Annotated in this window: 11 protein-coding genes and 2 pseudogenes; 11 read left to right on the top strand and 2 right to left on the bottom strand. The window is 68.6% G+C overall.

The window, feature by feature from the left end; all coding sequences use genetic code 11:
* Positions 1 to 74: 74 nt before the first annotated feature.
* The 9 genes and pseudogenes from OCL97_RS12465 to OCL97_RS12425 all read left to right on the top strand — a co-directional run.
* Positions 75 to 1,775, top strand: coding sequence for a hypothetical protein (locus OCL97_RS12465; RefSeq protein ID WP_377370339.1), 1,701 nt, complete (start codon positions 75 to 77; stop codon positions 1,773 to 1,775).
* A gap of 134 nt (positions 1,776 to 1,909) precedes the next feature.
* A complete protein-coding gene (locus OCL97_RS12460) occupies positions 1,910 to 3,361 on the top strand; it encodes an autotransporter outer membrane beta-barrel domain-containing protein (RefSeq protein WP_377370338.1) in 1,452 nt (483 codons plus the stop codon).
* Positions 3,362 to 3,383: 22 nt separating this feature from the next.
* Entirely contained in the window at positions 3,384 to 4,175 is a 792-nt protein-coding gene (locus OCL97_RS12455) for an alpha/beta fold hydrolase (protein WP_377370337.1), read from the top strand.
* Between the two features lie 27 nt (positions 4,176 to 4,202).
* Positions 4,203 to 4,892: a GDSL-type esterase/lipase family protein gene (locus OCL97_RS12450; RefSeq protein WP_377370336.1), complete on the top strand. Its 690-nt coding sequence runs from the start codon at positions 4,203 to 4,205 to the stop codon at positions 4,890 to 4,892.
* An 89-nt stretch (positions 4,893 to 4,981) separates the two neighbouring features.
* Complete coding sequence (locus OCL97_RS12445) at positions 4,982 to 6,253, top strand: LLM class flavin-dependent oxidoreductase (protein ID WP_377370335.1); 1,272 nt, start codon at positions 4,982 to 4,984, stop codon at positions 6,251 to 6,253.
* A 14-nt stretch (positions 6,254 to 6,267) separates the two neighbouring features.
* A complete protein-coding gene (locus OCL97_RS12440) occupies positions 6,268 to 7,044 on the top strand; it encodes an alpha/beta fold hydrolase (protein ID WP_377370334.1) in 777 nt (258 codons plus the stop codon).
* A 256-nt stretch (positions 7,045 to 7,300) separates the two neighbouring features.
* Positions 7,301 to 7,636 carry a c-type cytochrome gene (locus OCL97_RS12435; protein WP_377370333.1) on the top strand — a complete coding sequence of 112 codons (336 nt, stop codon included), beginning with the start codon at positions 7,301 to 7,303 and terminating at the stop codon, positions 7,634 to 7,636.
* The gene (locus tag OCL97_RS12430; RefSeq protein WP_377370332.1) at positions 7,633 to 9,027 is read left to right on the top strand and encodes a D-arabinono-1,4-lactone oxidase; all 1,395 of its coding nucleotides are present in this window, start codon (positions 7,633 to 7,635) and stop codon (positions 9,025 to 9,027) included. Before OCL97_RS12435 ends, OCL97_RS12430 begins: the two co-directional genes overlap by 4 nt.
* Positions 9,028 to 9,037: 10 nt before the next feature.
* Positions 9,038 to 9,130, top strand: a pseudogene (locus OCL97_RS12425) (hypothetical protein); the annotation flags it as partial.
* A gap of 201 nt (positions 9,131 to 9,331) precedes the next feature.
* On the opposite strand, the gene OCL97_RS12420 reads toward OCL97_RS12425, so the two are convergent.
* The gene (locus tag OCL97_RS12420) at positions 9,332 to 10,534 is read right to left on the bottom strand and encodes an acetyl-CoA C-acyltransferase (RefSeq protein WP_377370331.1); all 1,203 of its coding nucleotides are present in this window, start codon (positions 10,532 to 10,534) and stop codon (positions 9,332 to 9,334) included.
* A 163-nt stretch (positions 10,535 to 10,697) separates the two neighbouring features.
* Positions 10,698 to 12,779, bottom strand: a complete 2,082-nt coding sequence (locus tag OCL97_RS12415) for a 3-hydroxyacyl-CoA dehydrogenase NAD-binding domain-containing protein (RefSeq protein WP_377370330.1) — start codon at positions 12,777 to 12,779, stop codon at positions 10,698 to 10,700.
* A gap of 173 nt (positions 12,780 to 12,952) precedes the next feature.
* On the opposite strand from OCL97_RS12415, the gene OCL97_RS12410 reads away from it, so the two are divergent.
* Together OCL97_RS12410 and OCL97_RS12405 are read left to right on the top strand one after the other, a co-directional pair.
* Positions 12,953 to 13,729 carry an SDR family oxidoreductase gene (locus tag OCL97_RS12410; protein ID WP_377370329.1) on the top strand — a complete coding sequence of 259 codons (777 nt, stop codon included), beginning with the start codon at positions 12,953 to 12,955 and terminating at the stop codon, positions 13,727 to 13,729.
* A 187-nt stretch (positions 13,730 to 13,916) separates the two neighbouring features.
* Positions 13,917 to 14,950, top strand: a pseudogene (locus tag OCL97_RS12405) (hypothetical protein); the annotation flags it as partial.

Genomic DNA, 14,950 nt, shown 5'->3' with positions numbered 1-14,950 from the left:
GGAGGAAAGGCGCTCGACATCGGCCCGCGCCGTGTAAGCTGATCTTCCCGGTCCCATCCCCCCAAAAGGTCCGAATGTCCGCCGCCCAGTCCAAGGCCAACATCTCCCTCGTGATCGAGACGATGTACGCCGTCGCCGCTGACCCCGAGCGCTGGGAAGAGGTGATCGAGGCCCTGGACGTGCCGGCCCAGGACGGCGCGGCGCCCCCGGTCACGGAGGGCATGACCAGCCTGGCCCGCGCCGCGGCGGGCGGCGGGGAGCGGGCCGATGTCGGCGTTATCGTGGTCTCCGGCGCCGGCGGGGCCGTGGCCTGCAACCCTGCCGGCGAGAGCCTGTTCCAGCACCGGTTGGGGCGGATCGAGGCCCGCGGCCTCTCCTTCCTCAACCCCTCCAACCACGAGGCCCTGACCCAGGCCCGCAAGCGCCTGCGCGAAACCCGGGGCCGCCAGGTGATCGTCAAGTTTCTCGACGAGGAGGATGAGGGGCCGCACTTCGCCTATGTCACTCCGGCCGCGGCCCTGCCCCTGAGTTTGGCCGCCACCCTGCCCCAACCCTCGCCACGCGGGGAGGGCGACATCGCCATCGTCTTTCCGGCGCTGGAGACCACCGACCGCCTGTGGGCCAGCGTCCGCGAGAGCTTCGGCCTGACCCCGGCCGAGACGCGCCTGGCCGCCCGGCTAAAGAACGGCCTCAGTCTCAAGGAGGCCGCTGACGACATGGCGGTCAGCCTCAACACCGTCCGCAACCAGCTCCGCGCGGTGTTCGAGAAGATGGGCCTGAACCGGCAGAGCGAACTGGTGCGCGCCCTGACCCAACTGGGCGCCCTGGCCCAGGCCTTCGAGGATCCGGGGGGCGGGGCCCGCCGGGTCGGCGGGGCCATCATCGCCACCGAGCGGGCGGCGGCCGAGACCGCGCCGCCGGTCCAGCTCTTCAAGCTCACCGACGGCCGCCGCCTGGGCTGGCGCGACTATGGCGACCCGGCCGGACGTCCGGTGCTGGTGATCACTCAAGACCTGTCCTCCAGCCTGCTGCCGCGAGGGACCAACGCCCTGGCCCGCGACATGGGCCTGCGGCTCATCGCTACCGAACGGGCGGGATCAGGACGCTCGGACCCGCATCCCGATTTCAGCTTCGCCAATGTCGCAGCCGACTCCGTGGCCCTGATCCGGCATCTGGGGATCGACGGCCTGCAAATCACCACCAATACCGACGGGGCGGCCTACGCCATGGAGGCGGCGGTGCAGCTGGGGGATTCGGTCTCCCGCATCCTGCTGGCCTCGGGGCGTCCGCCCGGACTACAGGCGGAGCGGGAGCGCGACCGCGGCCATACGCTGACCCTGTTCTGGCGGCGCATTTACCGCAACCCTTGGCTGTCGGACATGATCTTCGAGATGATGCGCCTCAGCCTCAGCCGGGCGCAGTTCGAGCGCTACGCCCGCGCCGCGGCCTCAGCCCCTGGGGACGCCGCCTACCTGAAGGCTCACCCCGAGCTGCTGGACTTCATCATCGACTACACGCGCGAGTCGGTGGCGGTCAGCGCCCGGGGCGCCGCCGACTCCATCCGCTGTGCGGCCAGGCCCGGAGGGCCCGACCTCTCTGACCTCGCCTCCCCCGTCACGCTCTGGCACGGCGACCAGGATCCCATGAACGGGGTGGAGGAGGTCCAGGCCTGGCTCGGAGACCATGTGGAGACGGTGCGGGTCTTCCCAGGCATCGGCCGGTTCCTGGCCCACAAGCATTGGGCCGAGGCCCTGGCCTGGCTGGCGCGGACCTGACCTGTTTCTGAGACCCCAGAAGGACAGTCCCAGGACAAACCACGCCGCATAGTCCGGATGGATCATGCGGCCCCCCTGCTACCCGTGGTCGAGGGAACGTGACGGTAAGTCACACCAGTTTGGGGATACTCCACATGCGCTTTCTCGCGGCCGCCTTCGCGGCCTTCCTGCTAGCCCTCGGCTTCGGGGCCGGCTCGGCCTCCGCCCAGGCCGGCAGCACCATCACCCTGCCTGACGGCACCACCATCGTCACCACGATCGCGGGCCTGAACAACATCACCATCAGCATCTCGGGCGGCCCCTATGCGGCCAACCCGGCCACGGTGAAGTTCACCAGCGTGGTGCCCAGCGCCACCAGCATCTCCTACACCGGCACCATCGCCACCGGCGGGACCACCGAGTCCTTCAACTGCGTGGTCAACACCGTGACCCAGGCGGTCACCGGGTCGGGCGCCTGCGCGGTCGCCTTCGGTCAGGCCCCGACCACCACCCCGACGACGCCCACCACCCCCACCACGCCCACGCCGACGCCGACTCCCACGCCGACGACGACTCCGACCACCCCCACCACGCCGACGACGCCCATCACGTCGACGACTCCGGGGACCACCACCGTCGTGACTCCCAATGGCACGATCATCACCGTGACCCTGCCGGAAAAGGCCCTGATCACCCAGGCCGAGGCCGACCAGCTGTTCCTGGCGCTTGTGGGCACGCGGGTGAACGCCACCAGCATGCAGAACTTCGTCGCCCAGCGCCTGCAGGGCCTGTCCCTGGCCGGCCTGACTTCCAGCCTTGGTCCTCAGACCCGCAACGGGCGCGTCTACAAGGGCCTGAACGCCGGCGCCTTCGAGCCGCAGACCGGCCTGTGGGTCAACGCCTCGGGGTCCTATGTCGACGACAGTCGCCCGGGCTCGGCCCAGGACGGTTGGGGCGGTTCGGCCGCCATCGGGGGCGACGTGATCTTCGACAGCACCGTGCTCGGCGCCTATGTGGGCTACGGCTCCATGCAGCTGGACGGCACGGCCGTCGACTACCAGACCAAGGGCTGGACGGTCGGCGGCTACGCCTCCTGGTCGGCAGGCCCCGCCTTCCAGATCACCGGCACGGTGGGGTACTCCAACGACGAGGTCGAGTACGGCCGCACCGCCGGCGCCCTGCGCACCTTCGGTGAGACTGACCGCAACCAGCTGTTCGGTTCGGTCAGCATCGGCACCACCGTCGACCTCGGCGCCGACTGGGTCCTGACCCCCAGCCTGGGCGTCATCGCCTCGACCTCCGACACCGACGCCTATCTGGACAACGCCGGCCGCCCGATCACCGGCGCCTCCACCGACCTGACCATCGCCCAGGCCGGTACGACGCTGATCTATACCGGCTCCAACTGGCTTCCCTATGTCAGCGCGAGCATCAACAGCCAGACTGATGGTCCGGCCGGCGTGGACAAGGAATACGGCTACATCGGCGCGGGCTTCGCGGCCCCGCTCTCCGACGACCTGGCCCTGGCCTTCAACATCCAGACCCTGGTCGGCAAGAAGAACGAGGGGGAGACCAGCTTCGGCTTCACCCTGCGCCGGGCCTTCTAAGGACTCTGAGGAGAGAGCCCTGATGCGGTGGAGACTGGCGTCTGTTCCGGCCCTCGGCCTGGCGCTGGTCTCCCTGCTGACGGCCCCTGCCGGCGCCAGCCCCGCCGGCAGGGGTTGGACGTCCTTCGAGGTGGTTGCGGGGACCCGCATCCTCGCCGCCGCCTCGAAGGATGCTTCACCCACGGGCGACCTGCTCACCGTGGTGATCGAGGGCGACGGAAACGCTCACGACCGCAAGGGCCAGCCGTCCGTCGACCCGACGCCCAGAGACCCCCTGGGGTTTCGCATCGCCCAGGCCTGGCCGCAGGGGCCGGTGGCCTGGCTGGGACGTCCCTGTCAGTATGTGAAGGACCCGGCCTGCACGCCGTCCGACTGGACGACCGGGCGCTATTCGCAGAGCGCGATCGCCGCCTCCAGCCTCGCCATCGATGACCTGAAGCGCCGCTCCGGCGCCACGCGCCTGCGGCTGGTGGGCTGGTCCGGCGGTGGGACCATGGCCGCCCTGGTGGCCGCCCGGCGCACCGATGTCGCCGTCCTCGTCACCCTGGCCGCCCCGCTGGACCTCGCGGCCTGGGCCGACTGGCACGGGGCGAGCCCGCTGAGCGGCTCCCTTGATCCCGCCGCCGCCGTCATCGCCCCCGGGGTCGTGCAGGTCCACGTGCTCGGCCGTTTCGATCAGGTCGTGCCGCCGGACCTGGGCGAGGCCGCCGCGCGCCGGCTTGGCGGAACCGTCCTTGTCTGGCGTGAGAAGCACACCTGCTGCTGGGCCAGGCGCACCGAGCGCCTGCTGGCGCTGGCCCAGCCCGCTCAGTAGTCTCTCCCGAAATTAGGGAGTTCGCCTATGTCCAGGTCGTTCACACGCCGCGCGCTCATGGCGCTCGCCTTGCTGTCGCTCACCGCCGCCGCCCCCGCGCCGGAAACGCGGTTCTCGCCCGAGATCGCCCGCTTCGCCGAACTGGACAAGGCGACCCCGCCCAAGCCCTGCGGCTTCCTGTTCACGGGCTCCTCCAGCGTCCGCTTCTGGAAGAGCCTGGACCAGGACATGGCCCCCCATCCGGTCACCAACCGCGGCTTTGGGGGCTCGCAAATCGCCGACGTCACCCTCTATTTCGACCAGGTCGTCACCCCCTATCGGCCCCGCGCCATCTTCTTCTACGCCGGGGAGAACGACCTCAACGCCGGCCGCACCCCCGAACAGGTGGTGGCCGACTTCCAGGCCTTCCTGGACCGCAAGGACAAGACCCTGGGCGCCACCAAGATCTACTTCATCTCCCTCAAGCCCTCGAAGGCGCGCTGGGACCAGTTCGCCAGCCAGAGCCAGGCCAACGCCGCCATCAAGGCCCTGGCCGACCAGCGCCCTGACCTCGACTATGTCGACGTGGTCCCCGCCATGCTGGAGGCCGGCGCGCCCAAGGACATCTTCGTCGCCGACGGCCTGCACATGACGCCCGCCGGCTATGTCCTGTGGACGCAGGTCGTCCGTCCGGTGGTGGAGCACGAGGCCAAGACCGGCGCCGCCTGCAGGGGCTGACCCATCGCAAACGGGGACTAGGCGCCGGGCGTCATGGGGTTATCGTCGTTCACATGACCGCCCGACAGAGGCGGCGGGAGGAGACCCTGATGAAGTTCACCTGGTTCAACCTGATGCCGTGGCCCTATCTGCCGGACGATTTCCGGGAGAAGAACCGGTCGGTCTGGGTCGATATCGACCAGAAGCTGTTCGACCCGGCCAAGAGCCATGAGGTCTACAACACCTATATGGACCTGCTGGAATACGCCGACACCCTGGGGTTCGACGGCGTCGGGGTGAACGAGCACCACCAGAACGGCTACGGCATCATGCCCAGCCCCAACATCATCGCCGCCGGTCTGGCGCGCCGCACCAAGGACGCGGCCATCGTCGTCCTGGGCAACTCCATCGCGCTCTACAACCCGCCGATCCGCGTGGCCGAGGAATTCGCCATGCTGGACTGCATCTCGGGCGGGCGGCTGGTGGCGGGGTTCCCGGTGGGGACGTCGATGGACACCAACTACTGCTACGGCCAGATCCCGTCCCTGACGCGCGAGAAGTATCAGGAAGCCCATGACCTGATCATCAAGGCCTGGACCACCCGCGAGCCCTTCGCCTGGAACGGCCGCTACAACAAGCTGCGGCACGTCAACATCTGGCCGCGCCCGATCCAGGACGCGCCCCACCCGCCGGTCCACATCCCCGGCGGCGGCTCGGTGGAGACCTACGACTTCTGCATCGACAACACCTATTCCTACTCCTACCTCAGCTTCTCCGGCTATCTGCGGGCCCAGGCCCTGATGGACGGCTACTGGCGCCGGGTGGACGAGCGCGGCGTGGACAAGAGCCCCTACCGGGCCGGTTTCGCCCAGACCATCCTGGTGGCGGATACGGACGAAGAGGCCGAGCGGCTCTATGCCGAGCATGTCAGCTATTTCTACAATCGCTGCCTGCACGTCTATCCGGGCTTCGCCGACGCGCCGGGCTACCGGACCATCAAGACCATCCAGACCGGCGCGCTCAGTCAGTACGCCCCGCCACGCGGCGGCTACACCCAGCTGACCTGGAAGGAACTGACCGAGCAGGGTCACGTGATCGCGGGCAGTCCCGAAACCGTCCGTCAACGGATGGAAGAGCTGATCAAGGGGCTGAACGTCGGCAACATCTTCTGCCTGATGCACGTGGGGAACATGCCCGCCGACAAGTGCATGTATTCCACCAAGCTGTTCGCCGAGAAGGTGATGCCCAAGCTGCGGAACATGTTCCCCGACTGGGATGACGACAACCGCTTCTGGACCAGCCCGCTGGCCCAGCGCGTCACCTCCGGCAGCCTGCGCAAGGAGGCGCCCACCAGCGCCGAACTCGCCAAGACCTACGCGTGAAGGGAGAGGTGATCATGGAACTGAAAACCGTCTCCACCCAGCACGTCCCTGTCCGCTATCTCGAAGGCGGCTCCGGGCCTGACCTCGTCTTCCTGCACGGCGCGGGCGGGCTCACCGCCGAGGACCCGTTCCTCAAGGCGCTCTCTGAAAAGCACCACGTCTACGCCCCGCTGATCCCCGGCTACGGCGACAGCGAGGAATGCGGCGAGATCCGCGACATGCTGGATTTCACCCAGCACAGCTGGGACGTGGTCGAGGCGCTCGGCCTCAAGGACCCGATCCTGGTGGGCCACTCCATGGGCGGCATGATCGCCGCGGAGATGGCGGCCACCCAGCCCAATGACGTCAGCCGCCTGGCGCTGATCTGTCCGGCGGGTCTCTGGAACGACGACCATCCGGTGGCCGACATGTTCTCCCTGATGCCCTACGAGATGCCGCAGTACCTGTTCCACGATGCGGCGGCCGGCGCGGCGATCCTCACGGCGGGGCGCAATGTCGAGGACCCCAACTTCCTGCAGACCTATCTGGTGACCAACGCCCGCCAGTTGGGCATGGCCGGCCGCATCCTGTTCCCGATCCCGGAGCGCGGCCTGTCCCAGCGCATGTACCGGATCAAGGCCAAGACCGTCGTGGTCTGGGGCGACTCCGACCGCATGATCCCCCCCTTCTACGCCCACGGCTTCAAGAAGGGCATCGCGGGCGCCGAGCTGGTCTCCATCCCCGAGGCCGGCCACATGGTCATCCTCGAGAAGACCGCCCAGGTGGTCGAGGCTATCGGTCGGCTCGGCTGACCGCCGCAACGTTCAGCTCACGAACGACACGGCCGACGTGTCGTTCGTGAGGTTCGCGGTTCCAATCCTCACTGAACCCCGGCTAGACCCTTTCCGGATCAGGTTGAAACAACCTGATCGGATAAAATGGGTCTATCTTCTTGAATCTAGAGCATGTCCGGGCGGCGAACCGGTGTCCACTTGCGCCTGACATGCTCTAGGCTCACCCTCGACAAGAGGGCCGCTGCGCCCCGGGGGAGGACGCTTGAGACACCTGTTGCCGCTCGCCGCGCTGCTGAGCCTCGCCGCCTGCGCCAAGCCGGCCGGGCCGCCCGCAGACTATGCCAGCCTGGCCCCCGCCGACCCGCGCCTGGCCCAGCTCTATGAGAGCTCCTGCAAGGCCTGCCATGTGAACCCGGCCGCCGGGGCGCCCCTGACCCACGACGCCCGCGCCTGGGTCCCGCGCTGGCATCAGGGGGAGGCCGTGCTGCTGGATCACGTGGTCCAGGGCTACCGGGCCATGCCGGCCGGCGGCCAGTGCGCCGCCTGCACGCCGCAGGACTTCAAGGCCCTCATCCGCTTCATCGCCGACCGTGAGGGAGAGCCGTCATGATCAGTCGTCGCAAGGCCCTGCTGGCCGGCGCCGTCGGCATTGTGGTGGTGGGCGGCGGCGGCGTCGCCCTGGCCGTGCGCGAGAAGCCGGAACCCGCCGCCCCGCCCAGCGTCGATCCGCAAGGCAAGATGCTCTGGCGCAACTGGTCGGGAACCCAGAGCGCCTATCCCAGCCTGCGCAGCGCACCGAAAACCGAGGCAGAGCTGGCGCAGGCGCTCAAGACCGCCCCCGCGCCCATCCGGCCGGTGGGCGCCGGCCACTCCTTCACCGCCCTGGTCCCCACCTCCGGGACGCTGATGACCCTGGACCAGATGGCGGGCATCGCGCGCTGGGAGGGCGATGAGGCGGTGGTCTGGACCGGCACGCGGCTCGGCGCCCTGGGCCCGGCCTTGGCCGCCAAGGGCCGGGCCATGCCCAACCTGCCTGACATCAACAAGCAGTCCCTGGGCGGCGCCATCGGCACCGGCACCCACGGGACGGGAACCACCCTCAAGGCCCTGCACGGCGACATCACCGCCCTGCGGTTGGCCACGGTCTCGGGCGAGATCCTGGACTGCGATGCGACCCGCAACGCCGAGGTCTTCAATGCCGCGCGGGTCTCGATGGGCGGCCTTGGCGTCATCACCCAGGTGCGGCTGAAAACCTCGGCCAATCGGCGCCTGCACCGCCACGTCTGGATCGAGCCGCTCGCCGACACCATCGCAAAGTGCGAGGACCGCTGGGCCAAACACCGGAACTACGAGTTCTACGCCGTCCCCTTCACCGACCTGGCGGCCAACATCACCCACGACGAGACCGACCTGCCGGCTACCCCGCCGGCCCCCTCCAGCGACGACGCCTTCCTCGAAGCCCTCAAGCAGCTGCGCAACCTGCTGGGCTTCTCCACCCCCCTGCGCAAGGCCGCGGCCAAGGCCCTGCTGGGGTCCACCAAGCCGGAGGAAGCCGTGGGCGAGGGCTGGAAGCTGCTCTCCACCGAGCGCCCGGTGCGCTTCAACGAGATGGAGTTCCATCTGCCGCCGGAGAGCCAGATGGCGGCCCTGAAGGCGGTGATGGCGGCCATCGAGACGCACCGCAAGGACGTCTTCTTCCCCATCGAGCTGCGCCGCATCGCCGCCGACGAAGCCTGGCTCTCGCCCTTCAATGGCGGGCCCAGGGGCTCGGTGGCCGTTCACTGCTACTACAAGGACGACTACCGGTTCCTGTTCGACCTGATCCAGCCGATCTTCCTGGCGCACGGCGGCCGCCCCCACTGGGGCAAGCTCCACAGCCTCACGGCGCCGCAGCTTTCGAAACTCTATCCGGACTGGGAGGCTTTCCAGGCGGTCCGCCGCCGTCTGGACCCAGAGGGCAGGATGCTGAACCCCTACCTGCGGGAGCTGTTCGGGGCTTAACCTCTCACGTCATCCCGGCCGCAGCGCAGCGGAGAGCCGGGACCCAGGGGCCGCGCTCTCCGCCCCTGGGTCCCGGATCGGCCTGGCGGCCGTCCGGGATGACGATCAGGGTTCAGCAGCGCCCCGTCCCCGCTCAGCGCCAACCTGTGGAACTGCCCCCACCAGCCGACACCCTTGTTCGTGTCGTTCGTGAGGTTCGTGGTCGATCTTTCCTGTCTCGCCTTTTGCACAGCCTTGAAAGCGGCCACGAAAAAGGGCCGCCCTCGCGGACGGCCCTTCGTCGAACTGGTAGACGTCAGAGGTCTTAGAAGATCTCGAACAGCCCAGCCGCGCCCATGCCGCCGCCGACGCACATGGTGACGACGCCGTACTTGTAACCGCGGCGCTTGCCCTCGTGCAGGATGTGGCCGGTCGCGCGCGCGCCGGTCATGCCGTAGGGGTGGCCGATGGAGATGGCGCCGCCGCTGATGTTGTACTTGGCGGGGTCGATGCCGAGCTTGTCACGGCAATAGACGACCTGGCTGCCGAACGCCTCGTTCAGCTCCCACATGTCGATGTCGTCGATGGTCAGGCCGTTACGTTCCAGCAGCTTGGGGATCGCGAAGACTGGGCCGATGCCCATTTCTTCCGGGCCGCAGCCGGCCACGGCCATGCCGCGATAGGCGCCCAGCGGGGTCAGGCCCAGACGCTCGGCTTCCTTCCGCTCCATCAGCACCACGGCGGCGGCGCCGTCCGACAGCTGGCTGGCGTTGCCGGCGGTGACGTACTTGCCTTCCTTGATGATCTGGCCGCCCTTGAACACCGGGGCCAGCTTCTGCAGGTCGGCCAGCGTGGTCTGCGGGCGGTTGCCCTCGTCCTGGGTCAGGCGGACTTCCTTTTCGGAGAACTCGCCGGTCTCCTTGTTCTGCACCATCATGATCGAGGTCAGCGGCGCGATCTCGGCGTCGAACCGGCCGTCGGCCTGGGCCTGGGCGGTGCGCTGCTGGGACTGGTAGGCGTACTCGTCCTGCACTTCGCGCGAGACGTTGTAGCGCTCGGCCACGATCTCGGCGGTCTCGATCATCGAGGTGTGGATTTCCGGAACGTGCTCGTTCAGCCACTTATCGCTGGTGCGGTAGCGGTTCATCTTGTCGTTCTGAACCAGGCTGATGCTCTCCAGCCCGCCGCCGACCGCGACATTGGCGCCGTCGTTGATGATGTACTTGGCGGCCGTGGCGATGCCCATCAGGCCCGAGGAGCACTGGCGGTCCAGGGTCATGCCCGAGACGGTGTTGGGCAGGCCCGCGCGGAGCGCAGCTTGCCTGGCGATGTTGTTGCCGGTGGAGCCCTGCTGCAGGGCCGCGCCCATCACCACGTCGTCGACGGTGGCCGGATCGATGCCGGCGCGCTTGACGGCCTCGGCGATCACGTGGCCGCCCAGTTCGGCGCCGGAGGTGTTGTTGAACGCGCCGCGATAGGCCTTGCCGATCGGCGTGCGGGCGGTGGAGACGATGACGGCTTCACGCATGAAGAGAGGTCCTTGGTTTGGGAGAAGGGTGGGAGACCGGTGCTCGATCCGCTCACCCCGGCGAAGGCCGGGGCCCAGATCGTAGAGCTCGGTCTTGGTCTGACGGTCCGAATTCGGTTGATGGAGCTGGGTCCCGGCCTTCGCCGGGATGAGCGGTGAATGTCTACAGGTCGGAGAACTTCTTGCCGTCGGCCACCAGCTTTTCCAGCAGCGGCGAGGGCTTGAAGGCGTCGCCCATCTTGGCCTGGAAGTCCTGCATCTTGGCCAGCACCTTGTCGGGGCCGACCTGATCGCCGTACCACATCGGGCCGCCGCGATAGACCGGCCAGCCGTAGCCGTTCTGCCAGACCACATCGATGTCCGAAGACCGGATCGCCTTCTTCTCCTCGAGGATCTTCACGCCCTCATTGATCATCGGGAAGATGCAGCGCTCCAGGATCTCCTCGTCGCTGATCTTGCGCGGGTTGGCGCCCGACTTGACGATGAAGTCGTTGATCACCTTCTCGGTGAAGGGGCTGGGCTTGGCGTTGCGGTTCTCGTCGTAGTCGTAATAGCCGGCGCCGGTCTTCTGGCCGCGGCGGTCGGCTTCGCAGAGCACGTCGCGGATGCTCTCGCCGTTGGACTTCTCCTTCACCCAGCCGATGTCCAGGCCCGCCAGGTCACTCATGGCGAAGGGACCCATGGGGAAGCCGAAGTCGTAGAGCACGCGGTCGATGTCCCAGGGCATGGCCCCTTCCATCACCAGCTTCTGGGCTTCGCGCTGGCGCTGGCCCAGGATGCGGTTGCCGACGAACCCGGGGCAGACCCCCACCAGGACGGCGGTCTTGCCGATCTGCTTGGCCAGCTTCATCGAGGTGGCGATGACGCTGTCGGACGTATGGTCGGCGCGGACGATCTCCAGCAGCTTCATGACATTGGCCGGCGAGAAGAAGTGCAGGCCGATGACGCTCTCGGGACGCTTGGTCACCGAGGCGATCTCGTCGATGTTCAGGCCCGAGGTGTTGGTGGCCAGGATCGCGCCGGGTTTGCAGATGGCGTCCAGCTTGGCGAAGATGTCCTTCTTGATGTCCATCCGCTCGAAGACCGCCTCGATCACCAGGTCGACGTCGGCGAAGCTCTCCTCCATCGACAGCGAGCCGGTGATCAGGGCGCAGCGCTCCTCGACCTGGGCGGCCGTGATGCCGCCGCGCGAGGCGGTGCGCTCATAGTTCTTGCGGATGATGCCGAGGCCCTTGTCCAGGGGCTCCTGCTTCTGCTCGACGATCACCACCGGGATGCCGGCGTTGGCGAAGTTCATCGCGATGCCGCCGCCCATGGTGCCGGCGCCGATCACCCCCACCTTCTTGATGGGGATCAGCGGGGTGTCGTCGGCGATGCCGGGGATCTTCTGGGCCTGGCGCTCGGCGAAGAAGGTGTAGCGCTGGGCGGCCGACTGGCTGCCGGCCATCAGCTCGTTGAACAGCTTGCGCTCGACCTTCATGCCCTCGTCGAAGGGCAGGTTCACCGCCGCCTCGATGCACTGGATGTTGTATTCCGGGGCCAGGAAGCCGCGGAACTTGCGCGCATTGGCCTTGCGGAAGTCGGCGAAGATCTCGGGCTTGCCGCGGGCGGCCTCGACCTTGGCGTTCTGGTCGCGGATCTTGGTGAGGGGACGGTTCTCGGCGGCGACCTTGCGGGCGAAGGCGATGGCGCCCTCCTTCAGCTTGCCTTCCTCCACCAGTTCGTCGGTCAGGCCGCCGGAGAGGGCTTCCTTGGCCGGCACATGGCGGCCGCTGGTCATCATTTCCAGGGCGCGTTCGGGACCGACCACGCGGGGCAGGCGCTGGGTGCCGCCGGCGCCCGGCAGCAGGCCGAGGTTCACCTCGGGCAGGCCGAACTTCGCCGACGGGACGGCGACGCGGTAGTGGGCGCAGAGGGCGACCTCGAGCCCGCCGCCCAGGACCGTGCCGTGGATGGCGGCCACCACCGGCTTGGTGGAGCTCTCCATCATGTCCTGCACGTCGGCCAGCTGCGGGTCGGCCATGGCCGAGCCGAACTCGGTGATGTCGGCGCCGGCGATGAAGGTGCGGCCTTCGCAGATCAGCACGATGGCCTTGGCGGCCGGATCGGCGATGGCGGCCTTGAAGCCCTCGAACAGGCCCTGGCGCACGGCGGCCGACAGCGCGTTCACCGGCGGGGAATTGAGGGTGATGACGGCGATGTCGCCGTCCAGCGTGAGGTCGGTCACGGCGTTGATGGCGGTCATGGGCGCATCCTCGGTCTGGCGTTTCAGGGCCGCCTCTAGGCTGGGCGGCTGGAGAGATTCAAACGTTTGTTACAGGCCCGTCGCGCGGCGCGCGAGTCAAATGTGCGTAGGGTTTTCGTGACGGAAACCCGGGTCTAAGACCAAGCTTCAACGATCAAAAAGGGAAGCGCCTGATGGCTCTGGATCTGTTCTCATTGAAGGGCCGCGTGGCCCTCGTCACCGGCGGCTCGCGCGGGATCGGCAAGATGATCGCCGCCGGCTTCATCGAGCAGGGCGCCAAGGTCTACATCTCCTCGCGCAAGCCCGGCGCCTGCGACGAGACCGCCGCCGAGCTGGGCCCGAACTGCATCTCCCTGCCGCAGGACGTCTCCACGGTGGAGGGCTGCCAGGCGCTGGCCAAGCGCTTCGCCGAGCATGAACCCAAGCTCGACATCCTGGTGAACAATGCCGGCGCCGCCTGGGGCGCGCCCTTCGACGAGTTCCCGGAGAGCGGTTGGGACAAGGTGATGAACCTGAACCTGAAGTCGCCCTTCTTCCTGACCCAGGCGCTGCACGGCGCGCTCAAGGCCGCCGCCAGCCACGAGCAGCCGGCCAAGGTGATCAACATCTGCTCGATCGACGGCATCCGCCTCAATCCGCAGGAGACCTATTCCTACCACGCCTCCAAGTCGGGCCTGATCTACCTGACCCGCCGGATGGCCGCGACCCTGATCGAGGACTCGATCAACGTCACCGGCATCGCGCCCGGCGCCTTCGCCTCGGAGATGAACCGCGTGGCCCGCGATCAGGGCGACCAGATCGCCAAGCGCATCCCCTCGCGCCGCATCGGCCGCGACGAGGACATGGCCGCCGCCGCCATCTACTTGGCGAGCCGCGCTGGTGACTACGTGGTGGGCGAAACGATCGCCGTTGACGGCGGCGTCGCCCTGGCCAGCCTCGGCGGCCTATAGGCGATAATAGTTTATATAGCTCAATAGGTTAACGTGAACTCACCCCCGGCGGGCCGCCAAGCTGCCGGGGGTGCGTCGTCAGATACGGGTTTGGTCCCTCCGCGGCGGCCAACATGTGCGTGGAACGGCCCCGCTCGCGCCGCTTTTGCGCTAGAAGTTGAACCTCCCGCGGCAGCAACGGCGCCCCTTGTCCGAGCCTGAAACCCCCTCCCGGCGCACCTGGCGCACCGTCCTGATCGTCGTCGCCGTCGCGGCGCTGCTGGTCGTGGCCGCCGCCTATGCCGGCCGCCGCGCCATCGCCCGCGAGGCGCTCACCGGCTGGCTGCGCTCGCACGGGGTGGAAAGCCAGGTCAGCTTCTCCACCTTCGGCCCCGGCGGCTTCACCGGGACCCTGCGCATCGGCCCGGCCGCCAACCCCGACCTGACGGCCCAGGTGGCCGAGGTCCGCTACGGTCTCACCGGCTGGTGGGCGGGCAAGCCCTTCGGCGCCACGGTGACCTCGGTTCGCCTGGTCCGCCCGGTCATCAAGGGCCGCTGGAAGGACGGGCGGCTGACCCTGGGGGCCCTGGACCCCCTCATCGACACCCTGCGCAAACGCCCGCCGCGCCCCGACGCCCGCCAGCCCAGGATCGTGGTGGAGGACGCCCGCCTGCGTCTGGACACCGACCATGGCCCCCTTCTGGCCCGGGCCAGCGCCCGGCTGGACAACGGCCGCCTGCTGCGCCTCGACGCCGCCTTCGCCCCCGCCGAGCTGAAGGGCCCCGACCGCTCGGTGCGGCTGGGCCCCGGCCAACTGCACCTGGTGACCGTGGGCGACCAGGTGGCCTCGGTCCTGGAGACCACGGTCCCCGACCTGAAGCTCGGCCAGATCACCGCCCAGGAGGCCAGGGTCCGCCTGACCGCCCGCACCGCCTATCCCGACCTCAAGCGCAAGCGCGGCGACGGCGCCCTGACCCAGAGCCTGACGATCAACGCCCGGTCCCTGGCCTATGGCGAGACCCAGCTGCGGGACGCCAGTCTGGAGGCGACTTTCAAAGGCCAGTCCACCGGCTGGGTCGACACCCTGGCGGTCACCGGGGACGGGACCGCCGTCCTGGGGGCGGCCCGCGCCGACCTCGCCGGCGCCCAGGTGCGCGGCCTGCGGATGACCGCCAATGTCGGAGGCCTCAACTGGACCCGGCGCGGCGGCGACCGGGTGGCCGCCAGCCTGGCCACCCGGGT

This window comes from Phenylobacterium ferrooxidans (genome assembly GCF_042714595.1).
GTDB classification, from domain to species: Bacteria; Pseudomonadota; Alphaproteobacteria; order Caulobacterales; family Caulobacteraceae; genus Phenylobacterium; species Phenylobacterium ferrooxidans.
This window is presented reverse-complemented; position numbering and strand designations above follow the sequence as displayed.